General features: G+C 38.5%; 12 protein-coding genes. 9 read left to right on the top strand and 3 right to left on the bottom strand.

Annotation, left to right across the window (positions count from 1 at the left end):
- Window positions 1–346 precede the first annotated feature (346 nt).
- On the bottom strand, window positions 347–961 hold the full coding sequence (locus tag KO02_RS13150) for an MCP four helix bundle domain-containing protein (RefSeq protein WP_038698979.1): 615 nt from the start codon (window positions 959–961) through the stop codon (window positions 347–349).
- 342 nt (window positions 962–1303) lie between these two features.
- Between KO02_RS13150 and KO02_RS13145 the strand changes: the two genes are divergently transcribed.
- Together KO02_RS13145 and KO02_RS13140 are read left to right on the top strand one after the other, a co-directional pair.
- On the top strand, window positions 1304–2425 hold the full coding sequence (locus KO02_RS13145; protein ID WP_038698977.1) for a vWA domain-containing protein: 1122 nt from the start codon (window positions 1304–1306) through the stop codon (window positions 2423–2425).
- A 65-nt stretch (window positions 2426–2490) separates the two neighbouring features.
- Complete coding sequence (locus KO02_RS13140; protein WP_038698975.1) at window positions 2491–3957, top strand: sigma 54-interacting transcriptional regulator; 1467 nt, start codon at window positions 2491–2493, stop codon at window positions 3955–3957.
- Between the two features lie 191 nt (window positions 3958–4148).
- Here KO02_RS13140 and KO02_RS13135 read toward each other — a convergent pair whose 3' ends face one another.
- Window positions 4149–5114, bottom strand: coding sequence for a glycoside hydrolase family 43 protein (locus KO02_RS13135; protein WP_051960285.1), 966 nt, complete (start codon window positions 5112–5114; stop codon window positions 4149–4151).
- 298 nt (window positions 5115–5412) lie between these two features.
- Here KO02_RS13135 and KO02_RS13130 point away from each other — a divergent pair, with 298 nt between their 5' ends.
- From KO02_RS13130 to KO02_RS13120, 3 genes are all read left to right on the top strand, one after another.
- Entirely contained in the window at window positions 5413–6513 is a 1101-nt protein-coding gene (locus tag KO02_RS13130; protein WP_038698968.1) for a family 43 glycosylhydrolase, read from the top strand.
- Window positions 6503–7588: a glycoside hydrolase family 43 protein gene (locus KO02_RS13125; RefSeq protein ID WP_038698966.1), complete on the top strand. Its 1086-nt coding sequence runs from the start codon at window positions 6503–6505 to the stop codon at window positions 7586–7588. Before KO02_RS13130 ends, KO02_RS13125 begins: the two co-directional genes overlap by 11 nt.
- Before the next feature lie 143 nt (window positions 7589–7731).
- Window positions 7732–8829, top strand: a complete 1098-nt coding sequence (locus KO02_RS13120) for a Fic family protein (RefSeq protein ID WP_200878550.1) — start codon at window positions 7732–7734, stop codon at window positions 8827–8829.
- Between the two features lie 99 nt (window positions 8830–8928).
- Here KO02_RS13120 and KO02_RS13115 read toward each other — a convergent pair whose 3' ends face one another.
- The gene (locus KO02_RS13115; protein ID WP_235212254.1) at window positions 8929–12000 is read right to left on the bottom strand and encodes a DEAD/DEAH box helicase; all 3072 of its coding nucleotides are present in this window, start codon (window positions 11998–12000) and stop codon (window positions 8929–8931) included.
- Between the two features lie 381 nt (window positions 12001–12381).
- Here KO02_RS13115 and KO02_RS13110 point away from each other — a divergent pair, with 381 nt between their 5' ends.
- The 4 genes from KO02_RS13110 to KO02_RS13095 all read left to right on the top strand — a co-directional run bounded on the left by KO02_RS13110 (window position 12382) and on the right by KO02_RS13095 (window position 20039).
- Window positions 12382–14148 carry a hypothetical protein gene (locus KO02_RS13110; RefSeq protein WP_144243323.1) on the top strand — a complete coding sequence of 589 codons (1767 nt, stop codon included), beginning with the start codon at window positions 12382–12384 and terminating at the stop codon, window positions 14146–14148.
- A gap of 460 nt (window positions 14149–14608) precedes the next feature.
- Entirely contained in the window at window positions 14609–15226 is a 618-nt protein-coding gene (locus KO02_RS13105; protein ID WP_038698960.1) for an RNA polymerase sigma factor, read from the top strand.
- A 65-nt stretch (window positions 15227–15291) separates the two neighbouring features.
- Window positions 15292–16266 (top strand): FecR family protein, encoded by a 975-nt coding sequence (locus KO02_RS13100; RefSeq protein ID WP_038698958.1) that lies wholly within the window; start codon window positions 15292–15294, stop codon window positions 16264–16266.
- Window positions 16267–16391: 125 nt separating this feature from the next.
- A complete protein-coding gene (locus KO02_RS13095; protein ID WP_081918382.1) occupies window positions 16392–20039 on the top strand; it encodes a SusC/RagA family TonB-linked outer membrane protein in 3648 nt (1215 codons plus the stop codon).
- The last annotated feature ends 2 nt before the right edge of the window (window positions 20040–20041 follow it).

Raw genomic sequence — 20041 nt, 5'->3', positions numbered from 1 at the left:
GCTAAGCTGCTTACAAAGCAAAGAGCTGAATAATAGAAGTTCATATTTGGTTTAGGTTTGAATGATTATCGTTAAAACAAACATACATAATAATTTTCATAGGAATAAAATAGGAACATAAGTTTTTACTTACATTCATTTGTGCTCTAAACGATTGAAAATGCTTATAATCTTTTAACGTTGATTGTTATAAGTAACGTTTATGTTCTATTTCAGACCCGCTTCGCATCGTGATTTTGATTTGCGCGCTACCGCAAATTATGTCTTTGAAGCTGTAGATAAGTGAGAACTGCAGTCTGGAGTAGTAGCTATTGTCTCTTTATGGATATGAATTTGCACCCTTCAATTAGTTTAGATTATGATCTTTTGGAACTTTTGCACCCATGTCAACTTTAGCGGAAAACACCAAAATTTGAATTAATATAGCAATAATGATTAGGATCACGATTTCGATGTAAGACATTAACCTACTCGTACTCGTCATACTGATTACTTCGTCTAACTTTACTTTTCCTTCCTCCAATTGAATCGACGATAATGTCTCCAGAGTTTGACGTGCTTGTTTGCTTATTTCGATAGCTTTAGCATGATCTGTGGTATTAACATTTTGTGTTATTTGTTGAATGTAGATTTTAAATTCATTAAAATTGACATTTTCTTTATCGGTAAGGATTGTTTTTTCATAAAGAGTATTGAGTTGATTGATTTTATCCAATTCCAAATTAACTTCTTTCGACGAATAATTAGTTGCAGATAATAAGATAAGCAATTTCTCTATGCGATTTGAAAGCTTGTTAATATAATCAGCCACCACCAAGCGATCCGAATACAAAGACGTCACCGATTCGTTAATTCTTTTGACCAAGTGTTGCTCCTGAATATTGGTCAACATCACCAAACAAAGGACGGAGAAAAACAACATCGCAGCCTTAATTTTATTTTTCACCGTAAATGTCCACATTGGTTGTATATTATGTAATAAAAACTAAAGAATAGCAATTTAATAAAAATTAAGCTAAAGAGGAAAACGTAGTATTTTTATCCATAACTTGAACATCGATATGTTAGCCTGTTAAGTCTTAACCATCAAACTGACTTTTTGATTGAGCAAATGAAGAAATGGAAAATGCTAAGCTGCATACAATAAAAACCACGAATAAACACCTCTTTCTGCAAAAGACTTTCTTCAAATTTTTTAGGACTATATGATTCTTTATAAGGATTATTATTTCGTAAATTCAGCCTGCGAAGCTATTCCGATTTTACGATGCGAATAGCTTCTTCATGCTAATAAAATCAATCCATGAAAAGCATTAAACGAAATAAGGGTTTTTTCTTTAAGCAATATGACGAACCGTTTCAAACGCCTTTTGATAAATTATTTGATATTTTCAAAGAACTGATTACCCACACCTCAGGTGATTTTGATGAAGCTATCGATTGGCTACGGCAATTGGACAAAGAGTTCAAACTGACTACTCCAGAGTATACTATAGACGATTTCATTGCAGATCTGAAGAATAAGGGATACATCAGAGAAAAATTGGAACCAGGTGGCAATGGTAGTCTAGATATTACCTCAAAGTTGGAAAAAGCTTTACGACAACATGCGTTAGATCAGATTTTTGGAAAGATGCGAAAAGGGAAATCAGGCAATCATAAAACCAATTACCAAGGACGGAGTGACGAAAATATGGGCGATTTCAGAAGCTATCAATATGGAGATAGTCTCGAGAAAATAGCCTTGACCGAGAGCCTGAAAAACGCACAGATTAATCATGGGATAGGGGAGTTCGCCTTATCAGAAAATGATCTGGTAGTCGAAGATACGCAGTTCAAATCACAGATGAGTACGGTGTTGATGATCGATATCAGCCATAGTATGATTCTATACGGCGAAGACCGGATCACACCTGCTAAAAAAGTGGCCATGGCCTTATCAGAACTCATCCTGACACGTTATCCTAAAGACTCACTTGACATTATCGTCTTTGGTAATGATGCTTGGCCTATCGCGATAAAAGATCTACCCTATCTGCAAGTGGGACCATTTCATACCAATACTGTCGCTGGTTTGAAGTTAGCGATGGAAATACTCCGACGCAAGCGGCATGCGAACAAGCAGATATTTATGATTACCGACGGAAAACCGAGCTGTTTAAACATGCCGGATGGAACTTATTATAGGAATTCTATGGGTTTGGATCCTTTTATCACCAGTAAATGCTATAGCATGGCAGCACAAGCCCGAAAGCTGGGCATACCCATTACAACCTTTATGATTGCTTCAGACCCCTATCTGCAACAGTTTGTCGACGAATTTACGGCGTCAAATCAGGGCAAGGCATACTATACAGGGTTAGGGAATCTCGGCGAAATGATTTTTGAGGATTACGAAGAGAATCGCAGAAAAAGAATACGATAAACAATTAATTGAACGATAATAGGATATACATCTTGCGCAGCATTTGCGCTTCATTATAAGAACATATGGATTACACGAAGATTACAACATTTGGCGCACTGAAGACTTCTGATTACAAACCTAAGACCATAAAAGAAGAACTGCGTCAGAATCTGATTACAAAGATAAGCAACGGCGAAACCGTATTTACCGGAGTGTATGGATACGAGGATACCGTTATTCCAGAACTTGAGAGAGCTATCCTCTCCAAACATAATATTAATTTCCTTGGTCTCCGCGGTCAAGCGAAGACACGCCTAGCGCGGCTTATGGTTAATCTGTTGGATGAATATATACCCGTGGTACAAGGCTCAGAGATTAATGATGATCCCTATAGCCCGATATCGCGCTATGCAGTTGAACTTTTAAAGGAAAAGGGTGATGAAACACCGATAGATTGGTTGCATAGAAGTGATCGTTTTGCAGAGAAACTAGCAACGCCAGATGTCACTGTAGCAGATTTGATTGGTGATGTCGATCCTATCAAAGCCGCAAATTTGAGATTGAGCTATGCGGACGATCGCGTGATTCATTTTGGCATGATTCCACGAGCGAACCGCTCGATATTTGTTATTAATGAACTGCCCGATCTTCAGGCCAGAATACAGGTAGCACTTTTTAATATATTGCAAGAAGGAGACATCCAGATTCGCGGATTTAAATTACGCCTTCCGTTAGATGTACAGTTTGTGTTCACCGCAAATCCGGAGGATTACACCAACAGGGGAAGTATCGTTACGCCCCTAAAGGACCGGATAGGATCACAGATATTGACACATTACCCCGCATCAGTTGAGATCGCGAAGACCATTACTGCACAAGAAGCTAACTTGGAAGCTGCACAAAAGGACCACATATACGTTCCTGAATTGGCGCGTGAATTGATTGAGCAGATCAGTTTTGAAGCGCGCAATAGCGAATATGTTGATGAAAAAAGTGGTGTCAGTGCACGTATGAGCATTACAGCATTTCAAAATTTATTAAGCACTGCTGAATTGCGTATGCTCAAAAATGGATCAAGAGCCACGGCAGTACGCTTGAGCGATTTTATGGGTATCGTGCCCGCTATAACTGGTAAACTTGAGCTTGTTTATGAAGGAGAGCAGGAGGGAGCCGCTGCTGTCGCGCTTCAGTTGATTGAGGATGCTGTTAAAAGTCTGTTTCTTACCCTATTCCCCAAGATTGAGAAGTTTGAAAAGGAAACCGAACGCTATCCGTATGATGACATTGTTCGTTGGTTCTCAGAATCGGATGGTATTGAGTTGTCCGATGAACTTACAGATGCAGATTACGAGCGCGTATTGGACGAAGTGAGACCTATCCGCAGTTTGATACAGCAATACCAGCCACAAACAACACCGGAAGATGGTTATTTTCTGACCGAATTCATACTATGGGGGCTGACGCTAAATAACAAGTTGAGCAAATATAGAGTAGGCAGTGGTCTACAGTTTCAAGATAAGTTTCAAGAATATCTAAGAAACAATCTCTAAAAAACTTATAATTAGGTGATTGGACTGCTCAATTTCGACACAAAACCTTTCATACAGCATCCGCGATAGGATGTTAGGAGCATTTCATAAATCGAATATGATTTGCGCAACATGCGGGGAATAAAACACTTATTCTCCGCATGTTTAAATGTTAAGTTGGAGTCTTAAAAGTACCTTGTTGATAAGATAGTTTATCGCACAACCACCGGTCTGATAGGCTCTCCAACGATGCTGATAATACCATCAGATGAAAACACGATATCATTGATGAAAGCTGTACGTGGCGCTACACTGCTGTTGCTGGCATGTGCATGGTAGATATATTTATAGCCACCGTCAGCACTTATAAATGGAGCTCCATGACCTGTACCTACTAGTCCAGATGCTGAGGGATGGTCTCGTCTAAGGATAGGGTTGCCACTATATTTTTTCCAAGGACCTTTGGGAGAACTTGCTGTTGCATAGCCTACGGCGTAATCTTGGCTTTCAAAATGATTGGCGGAGTAAATTAAGTAGTACGTGTTACCTTTTTTTATGATAGACGGACCTTCTGCAACTGTAGCTTGTTTTTTTTCCCATGGCTCACTAACGCTAATACATTTCGTAAGAGTTTCGCTCTTTATGCTTTGTAAGTCATTGGTCATCTCCGCCATCCAAATTACATTTCCATCTGTAAAACGGACATAAAATAAATATGGAGTCCCGTCATCGTCTAAAAAAAGAGAAGTGTCGATTCCCTTTTCGGCAATAATAGGTTTTTTCTCTTCTTGAATAAAAGGTCCCTCGGGGCTGGAGGAGGAAGCAACACATATATGTTCATCAACGGAATAGAACATATAAAACTTTTTTTTGGAGGTTACATAGTACACTTCAGGTGCCCAAAACCAGCGTGTACCCCAAGAGTCTTGAGGTGAGAGGGCTAGATTTTTGCTTCGTTTCCAATGCTTTAGGTCTTCAGAAATATATACTTCAAAACCATCGATTCGGGTACCATACGCATAGTATTTACCTTCATGAAACAATACATAAGGGTCTGCAATAGGCAGTTTACTGTCGATTTGCTGAAAAGGCCTATCATTTATGCTGCCCTTACTATATAGGGATAGCATAAGTAATAAGCATGTAAGTGTTAATAGTCGATATGGAATTTGTATCATAATTTTTATTTTTTTCTTAGGTAAATCTGTAATTTCATCAATAAACTTTATACACATCAAAGTCAGTATTAAAAATAACTTAATCCTCATAAAATGATACGATTTGGGTTTATTTTGAATAAAAAAGGCACTTTTATGTAAGGCTTATTCTATATTTTTGTTTTACATTGAATGGTTGTTGGGACCCAATGCAATTATAATCAAATATATAAAAAAAACAAAAAACACAAAGGAAAATATTGATAATTAGGTAATTAACATTATTTATGTATCAGGTCCTGCGTGTAAACAGTATGATATGGTTATACAATTAAGACAACACTATAGCTTTTTACTCTGTTCGATTGGGATATTGTCCATGACGTATTCCTGTGGCGTATTTGATCGTAAGGCTCATGTTGCAGGAGACAAGAGCAGTCAATATATGAATCCAGTATTTGAGCCCATTTTGGCAGACCCTACGGTCATAAGAGATGTAAAAACGGGTTCTTTTTATGCCTATGGAACAGAAGATAATTGGGGAGATGGTAAAGGGAATCGATTGATGCCTATTTTAAAATCTGAAGACTTGGTTCATTGGAAAGAAGTGGCCAATGTATTTCAAGATAAACCTCATTGGAAAGATCGGGGTGGTCTATGGGCACCTGATATCAACAAGATAAATAATCAGTATGTCTTGTACTATTCTTATTCGCTATGGGGAGATCCAGATCCAGGAATTGGGGTGGCAGTAGCAAATAATCCAGATGGACCATTCGAGGATCGCGGTAAATTGTTTGTGAGCAGTGAAGTTCAGGTGCCCAATTCTATCGATCCGTCACTTTACGAAGAAGGGAACAAGAAATTCCTGTTTTGGGGAAGCTTTGGTGACGGTCCTTCTCAAGGTATACACGGTATTCCGCTCACATCCGACGGCACAGCAGTGATTGATTTACAACAGAAGTTTAAAGTAGCCGCTGGAGATTGGGAAGCAGCTATGATACACAAACGGGACGGATATTACTATTTATTTGGGTCAAAAGGAAGTTGTTGTGAGGGCGCAAATAGCAAGTACCATGTTCTAGTAGCACGATCTAAATCGTTGAAGGGACCTTATTTAGATCGATCCGGAAAAGACATCAATACGCGGGGGGCAGGGACAGTTGTGCTTCAAGGGAATGATAAAGTTGTAGGACCAGGACACCATAGTAAGATCATAAAAGACGATAAGGGGACGGATTGGTTACTTTACCATGCCATTCAAAAGCATGAAGGAAAGGTATCGAGTGGTGCTAGTCGACGTATGTTGATGTTAGATAAAGTAATATGGACAGCAGGGTGGCCAAAGATTGGAACGGGAGAACCAGGACAATCGCTGGAGCATAGTCCTGTATTTAAAAAAATGAAAGATGATAATTAAAAATTTACGCTTATCCTTATTGATTGGATGTTGTTTGCTATTTATTTCCACTTTACATGCCCAATCAAACAACCCGTTGGATGTTGCTTTTGGTGATCCATTTATACTTTATGATGATGATACCGACGCTTATTATATGTATGGTACAGGAGGAGTTGAAAATGGATTTGTAGCTTATGCCTCTAAAGATTTAAAAAATTGGGAAAATAAGGGTACAGTGTATACAACTCGGCAAGAAAAAAGCTGGGGAACCAAAGACTTCTGGGCTCCAGAAGTATATAAACGAGGCGGGAAGTATTATATGTTTTATAGCGCTCATTGGAAAGATAATCCCAATGAGGAACTGGAAAATTATAGGATCGGCATTGCAACATCTACAAGTCCGACAGGACCATTTATAGATATCACTGGTCGTCCGTTATTTGATCCAGGATATCCAATTATTGACGGTAATGTATACTTTGCCGAAGGTGGGCGACAATATCTTTACTATTCTAGATGCTGTTACAAAAACCCAGTTCAATCGGAGATCGCAGATTGGGCGAAGCAGGAGGGTATGTTTGATGAGATAGAAGAAAGTTGGATATATGGCGTTGAGCTTGCATCGGATTTTTCACATGTTATAGGTGAACCCAAATTATTGTTACGCCCTCCTGTCTCGCTAGCTGATAAGCAATCTGAATGGGAGAGTCGATCTGTCACCTCGGGCGAAGTAAATAGAAGATGGACAGAGGGTTCCTATCTCTTCAAGCATAATGAACTTTATTACATGATGTATTCTGCCAATCATTTCGGAGGAGAGAATTATGCTGTGGGTTATGCAACGGCCTCGAACCCACTAGGGCCATTCGAAAAGTCTTCAACGAACCCTATTTTACAAAAAAACACCTCCACTGGGGGATACGTGTCAGGCACAGGACATAACAGTGTATTGAAAGATAAAGAGGGCAAAGTATGGTGTGTCTACCATGCACGTACTGCTAAAACCGGCAGTCAACGCATGGTGTTCTTAGATGAATTGAAGATTTTACCTAACGGTCAACTGATCGTAGATGGGCCGACTGTCAAACCTTAACTTCTGGTTACGACACTTTTACCGAAGGAGGTTTCTTTTTCAGTATTTTTAAAATCGTATTTTTTAATTTGAGCCGATTATTTTTATTAATCGGCTCAAATTTTTATTATATTTGAGTTGAATATAAATTTAATCGGCTCATTATGTACAATTGGCAATATAAAGACTGGCCTAATTTTAACTATTTAGAAGGGAATATCCATGAAATAGCGATTTCTTTTGCAGGGGAGTTAGGGTTAGTTAGTGGGTTGGTAACAGCTTTAAATGACGATTTGAAAAAAGAGACGATCATTGAAATTCTTATTTCAGAAGCAATAAAAACCTCAGAAATAGAAGGAGAGTATTTGAGCCGGATCGATGTGATGTCCTCGATCAAGCGTAATTTAGGGCTGACAGATAATAATACAGTTAGTGATAAACGTGTGGCGGGTATTGCAGCGTTAATGAGCAAAGTTAGAAACGCTTATAAGGACGATTTGTCTATTGCCATGATTTTAGACTGGCATAAAGTTCTGATGGATTCATTTTCTAATATTCATGCAGGACAATGGCGGCAAGGAGAAGAACCGATGCAAGTAATTTCTGGAGCTTTTGGAAAGGAAGTTGTTCATTTTGAAGCCACTGCTTCAACACAAGTAGCGAAAGAGATGGATAATTTTGTTGAATGGTTTAATACAGTTGAATTATTAAGTACAGATAAGGTAACTAAAGCTTTAATAAAATCGGCTATTACACATTTGTATTTTGAAAGTATTCATCCATTTGAAGATGGTAATGGTCGCATTGGGCGAGCTTTGGCCGAATATGCCCTATCATACTCTTTACAAAACCCGGTTTTATTGTCCATCTCGAAGATTATTGAAAAAAATAAGCATACCTATTACGAAGCATTAAAAAATGCTCAAACAAGCCTGGAAATAACCGAGTGGATTAAATATTTTGCACAAGTTATTTTAGATGCACAAATTGATGCAAAGCAATTGGTAGAATTCACCGTAATAAAGGTAAAATTCTTTGATGGCTTTAAAGATCAATTGAATGATAGAGAATTAAAAGCAATTAACCGTATGTTTGAAGCTGGAGTAGAAGGATTTGAAGGAGGGATGACAGCAAAGAAATATGTTGCCATAACCAAAGCTTCTAAAGCAACAGCGACAAGAGATTTACAACATTTAAGTGAAATTGGAGCATTAGATTTGTTAGGAGCTGGTCGATCTGTTCGGTATAAGTTGGTATTGTAGTGTTGTTTATAATTTTGAACATTTACTTGTATGCGGCCAGCGAACTACATGTATGATATTTCTTGATCATCAATTTCATTATAATAAACAATCTAAAAACTACTGTAGATTCCTTGCCATGGTACTGAAATAATCGCATGTTGCCCACAGTTTTTTGTTACCTATAACATAAAAGCGTTTCTGTGCCCTTGTTAATGCTACATTGAGCATATTCGGTTTTTCAGATGCCCAGTTTCGAGCACCAGATGACTTTGGGTCACTTCCTAATACAAGGAAAACAATATCTGCTTCTTTCCCTTGAAAGGTATGTATAGTCCCACAAAAAACTTGTTGATGCTGCTTAAATTCATTTTTACAATAATCAGCGACCGATTTAAATGGCGATATCACATAAATATGTCCTTTGTAATCCATTTTGTCAATCAATCTGGAAATTTTGTGTCTTAAAAACGTTATTTCTTCAATAATAACGTGCTTATTCTGTGGTTCGGTTGTGGTTTCAATATGAAACCAGGTGGATGGACCAATAAACTCTTCCTCCGAATTTGTTTTAATAGCTTTGACCATTTGATTGCCATAGGCGATCTGATTAGCGATTGAAAACATCGGTTCATCGCATCTGCGGTGGGTACGTAAGGGAAACCCTGTCCAAATTTTGTCATCCGAATTACCCACCTGCATATAGGTACCGGCAAGTGAAACACGATCCGCCAACTGTTGGACCGAAGTTTTACAAGGAGACCAATCTACATGCACATTGTTTTGTTGTCTAAGTTTTGTAACCAGGTTTTCCGGTATCGTAACAACAGGTTCGACCTGTAATGGATCGCCTACTATAATGCAACGTTTAGATCTATGGATCAATCCGGCTACCGATTGAGGTGTAGCTTGACCAGCCTCATCCACAAGTAGCCATCCGATCTGCTCCGTATTTAAATTTGCAAATAATCGGCTAGCGGAAGCTAAGGTAGTAGAAACAACCGGAACACATAGAAAGAAAGTATCCCACAGATTTTGAGCCATATCGCTCTCGACTTTTACCCAGCCAGATGACATCATAAAATAAGCGTTCAGATTATTCTTGATTTTTTTAGCATTTGCTAATATTGCATCATGGTGGAGCTGCAGTCCCGTAATGAAAATATCACTTCTCAATTTAGCTATTTTAGCCGAATGATACGGGTTTAAAAGCTGTATTTCATTCAGATCCTTTTGTAGCAAATCGGTGTTAAGGAGGTTTTTTGGCTCGATTCCATAAGTGGAAAAGAGCTCATCTTGCAGTTTCTCATACGCCAAAAAGAACTGTTCTAACGATGCTAATACTTTCTTATTGTTAGCCTCCTGCGTCATTAATTTACCCAGCGCAGCATTATTTAAAGAGAGATGATCCCTCGTCTTTTTTAAGCTAAGATTTCCAGCATTTAAATCATTCATTAATTCCTCAGCTTGCAGATTCCATTGTTTGAATTTATTGGATTGAAACAACTTATGGAAGAAGAAAAATAAAGGTTTTCTTACGGTTTGCAATTTAATCAGATTCTGTAGGCGGTTCACATCCTCTTCAATCTGATCTATGAGCGCATTTATCGTTTTCTCTTCCTCTTTCAGACTATGTAGATTTTCGGCTATTTCGTTAGCCTCAACGCGTGTGCTATCTTGAATCTTCTTGTTATTGATATATTTTGGCAGTTGCGTATGAAAAGATGAAGCCAACTTTTTGAATGCTTCAAATTCATTTAAAAGACTCATAAATAAGCTATTCTTTTCATCAAAGCTTTTCATGTACGCATATGTTTGATCATCCTCAGCATCTTTATACAAGCTATAAAGAAAATCATGAAAGGCCGGCTCACCATCTGCATTGTTCGCTTTCCAAAATGCCTGTCTAAAAGAACTTCTATTTTTACTATTTCCCAGAGCTGCTGCCAAAACTCCCCAACTTTCCTCTTGGATCAAGTTTTGAGAAAAGTCCGAAAAATAATCAGCATTTGGAAACTCCTTTATATCGATTTTACTCTTCAGTGGCAGTTCTTTACTGATGTTTTCAACAGCAGCATTGTTATTGCTCGCCACTACGATACCAAAATTGTTTCGAAGAGCTTTATTTAGCGGATAAGTATAGAGGTTGAAACCAGACTCCTGTTCAATTATCCTGTTACCACTATCAAAGATACTATGACAACCTAAGGCAGAAATTACTTTAGCCCTTTCCACAATAACCTCCGCTATAATATCTTTCAGCAGTGTTGTTTTTCCGGTACCAGGAGGGCCATTTACACCTTGTAAACCACGCTGTTCACGTAGGTTGGCAAAGATCGTATTTACAGCACCCAATTGTGCCGTATAAAGACCATGCGCTATATTTGAGGGCCATCGACCAGCTGACATCAAACGAGGGGCGATGCTTTGAAATAAATAATCTGGACTCCCTATTAAATCTTCCCTTTTCTCTTTCAAGGGATTTAAATGAAGGTAGCTTTGTAAAGCTTGACCTAATTTGTCTTCTTCGATACCTGAAAGGTAATTTAAGTCGTCCAGATAGAAGCTGTTGAATAAGCTCAGGTTACCCTCACTATCTTTAGGAACAAGTTTTTCCAAAACGTAAACGTCGATTTTTTTTGCAGACCATTCACTAAAACCGCTTACATAAGCTATTTCTTTTAAAAGATGATCCCAAGAAATCGATTCCTCCTGTTCTAGTTTATCGTCATTATCATTGTTAGATTTGAGATTATAACGTTCATAAAAGTCATTTTTAGACTCCATGATTGCCTTCGGTATAGTAGATAGATGGAGATTCTTTTCCAAGGCTTTTATACCAAGAAGGTAGCTCGATACCATGTATTCTTCATTTTCGATTTGCCCATTTTCATTCAGCATCAGCGCAGATAAGCTACTAGCGCCAGTAACTGGAGTTTCCCAATCATTAGGATCTGTTATACCTAATAAATCATTTAAGTGATTGACAATGGATGTTTTATCAATCTTTCCAAAAATCAGCGTATAGCGCCACTTATAATTTTTCTTAACTGTCCTGTTTGTATTATTCCAAGGTAAAATTTCTTTTTCATTTAGGATGCGGGCTTCATTATCAAAACTAGGAAGATCAAAAATCTCAACGTCTCTCCAAAATTTTAGAATATCTTTTTGTTTCAAATCTGACTTATTCAAACGTTAATATATTAGCAGGTACATGTTAAACTCTCGAAGATAGAGATATTTTGGATACTATAACCTTTTAAGGTCAAAACCATCAAAAATCTTCTTTTTCCGGAGGCTCCAACGAAATAGATCGGTCAAATCGACGCATTAGCGTTTCGTTATTAAAAGCACACACTTTTTCAAGTAAGTTCAATTACCTATATCATGTATGGAGAGGAAGAATGTGACTAGGAGCTGCTATTATTCTATAAATGAAACAATAACTCGCATTTTGAAATTACACTAAGAGGTTGATAAATAGCTTCTTTATGTAAAAAATAAACAGTAAGTTTATAACTAGCTTCTTATAAATTACTGTTCATAATCTTTACCTATTTTTTATAAACCCAAATGAGCATAAAAAATAATTGTCTTTTTCCAACATTCGTAGTGCTGCGGTGGTTACTGATTATGTTTTTGCTATGTGGTGCGCATAACCTAAGTTTGGGGCAGGGGCTCTCCGTTCATACCGATAGGACCATATATTTTCCTGGAGATACCATATGGTTTAAAGCCTATTTCAAACACGGAAATACATTTGACGAAGAGGTGAAGAATTTATATTTCTCTCCCTTTTCAAACGTTGATGGTGTTTCGACTCCATTGCAGGAAAGTGTGTTATTCATCGATCGTGGAGTAACTGCAGGACAATATATTATACCTCGTGACTACTCCAAAGACGAACTGTACCTCAGTTTTTTCACAAAAAGAAACTTAGACACCCCCCATGATCGACTCATTAAAAAACTCTTTGTTATCCAAGAAGGAGTTACAGAAATAATGATCAATGAACCCAATTCAAGCGTTGATAGTCTGCGTAAATCGATGGTAAAAGGGGAGCTGATTACGCCATTAGTCATTCTTGATCAGTTCTCAGCACAACCATTAGGTGCAAACCGTATTACATTAAACTTAAGTGATTCCGAGGTGGCCAATTTATCCATTTCCATTACCGATATTTCCATTCCAACGGACACTACACAAAATATAGGAGCAGATTTTCAAGCGACATCATTTTTAGGTACCCTACCAGTCATAGCGGATTCGGTCTTATACCTTCGCGGGAAACTAGGAGTGAAAAAGGACTGGCCAAAATATTATGAACGTTATCAAAAGATCCAACAGAAGGATGTAAAAGCAGGAAAACCAAGAAGAGGATTGTCCTTGTCCTATCGGATGCTGAATGATAGTCTGGTACGCTACAGTGAAGTTATTTTTGACAAAGATGGCTACTTTGGATCTAAAGAAATTGTTTTTAGTGATACCATAGAAGTGCGAGCTGTACAGGTTTATGAAAAGATGAAATTTTATGATTTTACAACAGAATATTTTTTCAATGACTTAGTCGGTCAACACGATTATAAGTTGAACAAGAGTACGATTCGTAACTTACAGGACAGCAGCATACGAATCAAATTATCCACAGATTACCACCCAGATTACACCATCGACGCCAGTGGAAGACGTGTATTGAAGACTGTGAATATAAATAGAAAAGTCGACCTAAAGTTACAGCAAATGGCCAATAAGCTTTCTCGAGGGTGGTTTGCCAAGCATCCATCATATCTAGATATCGATGTTCAAAATGATTTAACTATACCTGCTTATATCGATACCCTGGAAAGTTTAATTGATTATTTAAAAGTAACATATCCCAAACTAAAGGCATCCCAACCTGTGATTCTTGTTAATAACAGTGAATATAACCCTAATGCTGGTGAGGGATATGTGCCCACTACGCTTCAAGAGATAAAATTGATTAGATTATATGACAACTATCCAAGCAACCCGTCTGGTGGAGCAATCATGATCTATGCCGATATAGATGGTCGAAATAGGTATAGCGGCCAAGGTGTGACCTTACATCAAGTGGCGGGCTATATGTCTACCTTACCGTTTTATTCACCTCAATACAATAACGCCGAAAAGCAAGTAAATACACCTTATGATGATCGATTGACTTTGTATTGGAATCCCTATATTAATTTGGATATTACTAATTCGAGCATGCAGATATTATTTCATAATAATTCGAACGCAAAAGGATTTCATGTCGTTATTAATGGCATGACAGATAGTGGCAAACTGATATATTACAGCAACAGCTTTATAAAGTAATACGTTTTCGAACTCTGATTTTAGGCTATCAAACAAGCCCCTATTGATAAAAGCGATATAAAAATTACAACTGATAGCTGGGGTAATATTATTGTTTCGGATCGGTGGTCCAGGAAAATCAAATAGGAGCAAGACTATTCTGGTAATCTTACAAAAGTGACTGATAATGGTTCTAAAACCATTATTAAGGAAGATTATGCTAGCAATATAGTGGCAAAAAAATGATTATGCAACTCAGACCACAGTAAGTAAAAATATACTTGGTCGTTTAGAGATAAGTGACGACAGTGGATACCGTACAACGGTGTCAAAAGATCATGGGAAATTTAAATTTTTGTGACAATCAAGGGAACAATACGAAAGTATCAAAAGATATCCTGGGTCTGTTTGCGTAGCAGAATTGTAAGGTTGATGATTAATTAATATTAGCGTAATATTCTCAACCTATCTTTGTAAGGTCATGTTTACCCAAACCAAGAAGGAAATCCTTTATTTGTCTCGATTTAAAAATGGAGATCCACGGGCGTTTACCTATTTTTTTGATGCTTACTGGGAAGAGTTATATGCATTGGCTTATCGACATTTGCAGGATGAAGCGATTTCAAAAGATATTGTTCAGGAAGTGTTTATTCAAATTTGGGAAAAGCGCCATTTACTTAAAGAGGATTACGAATCAATAAAACCTTATTTTTTTAAAGCAATCAAAAATAAGATATTAAATCATTATGCGACAGAGAAAGTACGCAAAAACATCATGGAAAAGATGCTATACCGTATGGATAAGTTTACTGCTTCAAATGATAATACACTTGCACAGTATCAGGAGTTAGAAAATATAGTAGATCGTTCTGTAGCGAGGTTGCCCAAAACCATGCAGGCCGTATATCTTTTGCGAAATGACAACTATACCATCAAGCAGATTGCTCAGAAACTGAGTATTGCCGAGCAGACGGTGAAAAATCATCTCTATGAGGCAAAGAAAATACTGAAGCAAGATCTGACACAACGATTCGCAGACCACGATGATATCTTGCTGGTCTTAGCGAGTGTTTATCTGTTTCATAATTTCTTAACATAAAGAAAACAGTTTCTTAAAGTATTTTGATGGTCTTCACCTGTAGTAAGTAAAACAACAGCAAACAGGTGAATTTAGAAGAGTTTAAAAATATAATACAGCGTTACCTTGCAGATAAACTGTCGGAAGAGGAAAAAAAGAACGTGGATAGCTGGTATGATGAGGTATCTTCTGGTAAAGAAGATCCTTTTACAGATGAACAGCATAAAGTAAAAGTGAAGCAAGCGATATTCGCTGCATTTCCTCCATCTATTCAAGCCAGTAAAAAACAAGCTCGTGTGGTCCGATTACGCTGGATTTCTGTTGCAGCTTCGATTTTGATATTCGGTGTTTCGGGCTTGTTAATCTATCAAAAATCGCAACCTTTCATTCAAAGTGATACTGCTGTTTCGATTGCTTTCACACAGATATCGACCCTTCCCGGCGAACAAAGGGAATTACAACTTCCAGATCATTCAATCATAACGCTCAATGGAAACACCCAGGTTCGATATCATGAGCAGGAGTATCTGAAAAGCAGAAAAATTTATCTGGATAAAGGAGAGGCCTTTTTCAATGTGCAACGCGATACCTTACATCCGTTTTCAATCGAAACGGGAACATTAACCATAGCCGTGCTCGGTACTTCCTTTAACGTCAATAACTCAGAACAATCAAAAAATATTACCATCGATGTTAAAACTGGGCGTGTACGGGTTGGTAGTAACTTAAATACGTCATTGCACGTGCTAACGGCAGGTAAGCGTTTGCAATATGAAAAGGATCAGGGCAGTTATAAACTGTATGATTCCAATCCCGATTATGCCAATATCTGGACGCGTGGCGGTATTTTAATGTCTGGTGCCAATTTTTCCGAATTACAGGAACTTATTTACAATCGCTATGGCTTGATCTTACGTAGTGACAGCTTAGATACGGCTAGTTTTAGCTATTCGTTGCTTTTACCTCAGGTAAAATCGGTCGATCAGCTTCTTCATATGATATGTACTATTCACCAAATTAATTTTAGGAGGGAAGGAAATGAAATAATACTACATAAATAAACTTAAAAACAGTTAAAGATGGGAAACGGGGGAGTTTCTCAATAGAAAAGTGCTCATCTGGCAAACCGCAAAATCGACCAGTGAGCACCCTTAATTCATGTTGTAATAAACATTAATGCAAATATATGTATAAAATTACGAAGCTCAGCACATTGGCTGCTGCATTGGCTTTCAGCTCATCTGTATTCATTTCGGAGGTTACAGCAACCTCAGTCTATGCTCATAATAGGCAAGTGAAATCAGAAGGAATCAATATCCATCTTAAAGCAGGTAATGCCTCGCAGGCGCTATTGCTTCTGTCTCAGCAAACTGGTCTTGGTATCGGTTATGATAAGCAAGCTTTGCAATTGGAGAAAGTCGCAATAAAGGAGCATACTTTCCAAAATGCAAGTTTTGAAGAAGTATTGCGCTATATTTTGAAAAATACCAATATCCATTCAAAAAAGGTAAACGGTGCTGTAGTTTTAGTCGGCGAACAAGTGCAACAGAACTTTAATATGCGTTTGCATGTCATCGATGAGACAGGTAAGCCCATTGCAGGAGCATCTATTAAAATTAGATCCACTGGTCAAAGCATATTGACCGATGCGAAGGGAGATGCTCAATTGAAAGTGCCTGCGGGTACTTACACGCTTTTGGTTACGCATATTTCATATGGAACCAAAGAAATAAGCGCTGTAAAGATCGATGCCAATACCGTTGGAGTGCAGTCCGTCATTTTAGAGGAAAATAAAAATGAACTGGGAGAGGTGGTGGTCACTGCTTTGGGGATCAAACGTCAGGACCGTTCACTCGGATATGCAGTAGGTACCGTGAAAGGTGAAGATCTGAATCGGGTGAACAATGATAATTTTATGATTGCTATGGCAGGAAAGGTTCCGGGGGTTGCGATCAGTGCTACAGGCCCTACTGGGGCTTCGGTGAGTATGGTGATTCGTGGTGCTTCATCCTTAAGTAGCGATAATCAGCCTCTGTTTGTTGTCGATGGGGTGCCGATTATGAATCAACTCAACAATATCGGTCAAATCGGTGATGATAATAAGGTGGATTATGGAAATGCGATATCCAATATCAATCCAGAGGATATTGAAAATATATCTGTTTTAAAAGGGCCTAGTGCCGCTGCTCTTTATGGATCACGAGCAGGAAATGGCGTAGTTTTGATCACAACCAAGAGTGGTAAAAATGCAGAGAAAATGACGATAAACTTGACGAGTAATACCGTTTTCGATATTCCTTATCACTACATCGATTTACATAATAAATTTGCGAGTGGTACTATGCCTTGGAAACCAGGAGATCTTGCCGGAGATCTTACAATTGAAGAGGAATCCAGTTACATGGTAGGACCTGCTCTAGATAGAGGATACAAGGCCATCCAGTGGAATAGCCCACGGGATGCTGATGGGAATCAGATCCCGACGGAATTAAAGTCTTACCCGAATAATATCAAAAATTTTGTACAGACCGGGATAACGAGTACCAACGGAATTTCATTGGCTAATCGTAGTGAACGCCTTGATTATCGGTTTTCTTATTCTAATATGAATAATAGGGGCATTGTACCTAATGCTGATTTATTTAGAAATACGTTGAATATCAATGCAACGATGCGCTTGCGCGATAATCTTTCATTGGGAATGTCTCTGGATGCTAGCCGAAACAATTCTAATAATCGCCCTGCTACCAATCGCGGAACAAATCCTTTGCAAGCGGCATATGAAGTGGCGCCGCACATTAATATATTGGATCTGAAAGATTATTGGATGCCTGGACAAGAGGGGTTACAGCAACGCTCGCAGTCCATGGGGAATTTTAATAACCCTTATTTTTTAGCCTATGGTGTCAACAACGGTTTCGTTCGCGATCGTGTATTCGGAAATTTGCGATTGGACTGGAACATTCGGAAGGATTGGAATATGATGGTGCGCTATGCCACAGATGTTTACTGGGAGAATCGGGAAACCAAAATCCCCTATAGCTATACTAATGAGCCACGTGGTGCCTATGGTATCGTCAATCTGATGAATATGGAGCAGAATATAGATTTTCTGACTACCTATAATAAGAAATTGGGAGACTTCCATGCCACGGGATCGCTAGGCGGAAATCTTCGCTATTCCAAATCAAATTCGGTCCAAAATGCATCTAAAAATGGTGCAGGTTTAATAACGCCGGGTTTGTATAGCCTTTCTAATATCAGTCCGCTCAACTTGGATTTTGCAAGTAGTCTTTCGGAGCGTGCTGTCAATAGTGTCTACGGATTGATCAATCTCAGTTATCGGGATATGGTATACCTGGATTTGACTGGCAGGAATGATTGGTCGAGTACTTTACCCGCCGCTAATCGTTCTTATTTTTATCCTTCTGCATCGCTAAGCTTATTGGCCGATCGCGTTTTTACTTTGCCAGCGGCTGTGAGTTTATTCAAGTTGCGGGGGGGTATCGCACGTGTAGGAAATGATACCGGAAGTTACAATTTGTTTAATGTGCTGAGTAATCCCGGAAGCTGGGGTGATGTGTTGCGTATTACACGTTCTGGAAAGCTTCTTTTACCAGATCTTAAACCCGAAGAAGCAACTTCATATGAAATTGGTACTGATATCGGAATTTGGAAAAACAGGTTAAAATTTGAAGGAACCTATTATACGCTAGATAATAAAAATCAGATCATTTCCACGACATTGCCGAGCTCAAGTGGATTTAGTTCGAGAAACATTAATGCTGGTCTATTGAGCAGTAAAGGGATAGAGCTGGCCTTATCTGGACGTCCTATTGAAAAAGAAAACTGGACGTGGGATCTAGGTGTTAATTGGCACCGTAACCGAACGCGGATCAATGAGCTCTCGGAAGGTGTCGAGTTTCATACGTTCTGGACGGATGGACGTGGTGGAGCACGAACCTATGTGGGGGAAGAGATTGGTGATCTGTATGACTCTCAACTCGTGACTGTTGAAGATCCATCATCTCCTTATAATGGTTATCCTATATTGGATAAAAATGGTTCTTGGCAGGCTGTACGTATTAATAATAGCCGCAATAAGATCGGCAATTTTAATCCTGACTTCAGTATGGGAATCCAATCTTCATTGCGGTATAAAAAATGGACGATGAATATCGCTGCAGATATGCGTTTTGGAGGTAAATTTATGTCGCAGACCTACCGCTATTTTGAATCGAACCTTACCACGCAACGATTTTTGGATCAGTTGATCAATCCAAACGGACTGACAGGAGAGTCCCTACGTAATTATCTGATTGAAAATGATCTGGTTCGTGTGCAAGGTAACCGTTATCCAATTGTTGGAGGTCCTGGTGATGAATATGGAGGCTATCCAGTCAATGTAGGTGGAAACGTTGGAAACTTTGGCGTATTCAACCCAGGGGTCATTGCAGAATACGATGCCCAGGGGAATATCACAGGATATAAAGAAAATCTAGGTGGTGAGGGTACACAATATATTGCTTATTCGGACAACTACCCATGGGATTTTATGAATGCAGCCACGTTTGACGCCTCATTTATTAAATTAAGAGAACTGTCTTTCAGTTATGATTTGAAAGGGAAATGGCTTACGCGTATGGGCATTGATGGGGGCAGTGTGGGGGTCTATACCCGCAATTTACTTTTATGGACGAAGGCCAAAGTTGGAATTGATCCCGAAATGGCGTTTCAATCTGAAGTAGGAGTCGGTTTTAAGCAGGGCATAGAGCGTTACAACGTAACTCCTTGGACTATGCCGATCGGATTTAAGGTTAATATCACATTTTAATA

This window comes from Sphingobacterium sp. ML3W, from assembly GCF_000747525.1.
In the GTDB taxonomy this organism is placed as follows: domain Bacteria; phylum Bacteroidota; class Bacteroidia; order Sphingobacteriales; family Sphingobacteriaceae; genus Sphingobacterium.
Note: the sequence above shows the minus strand (reverse complement) of the source record. Positions and strands in the feature narration are given on the sequence as shown.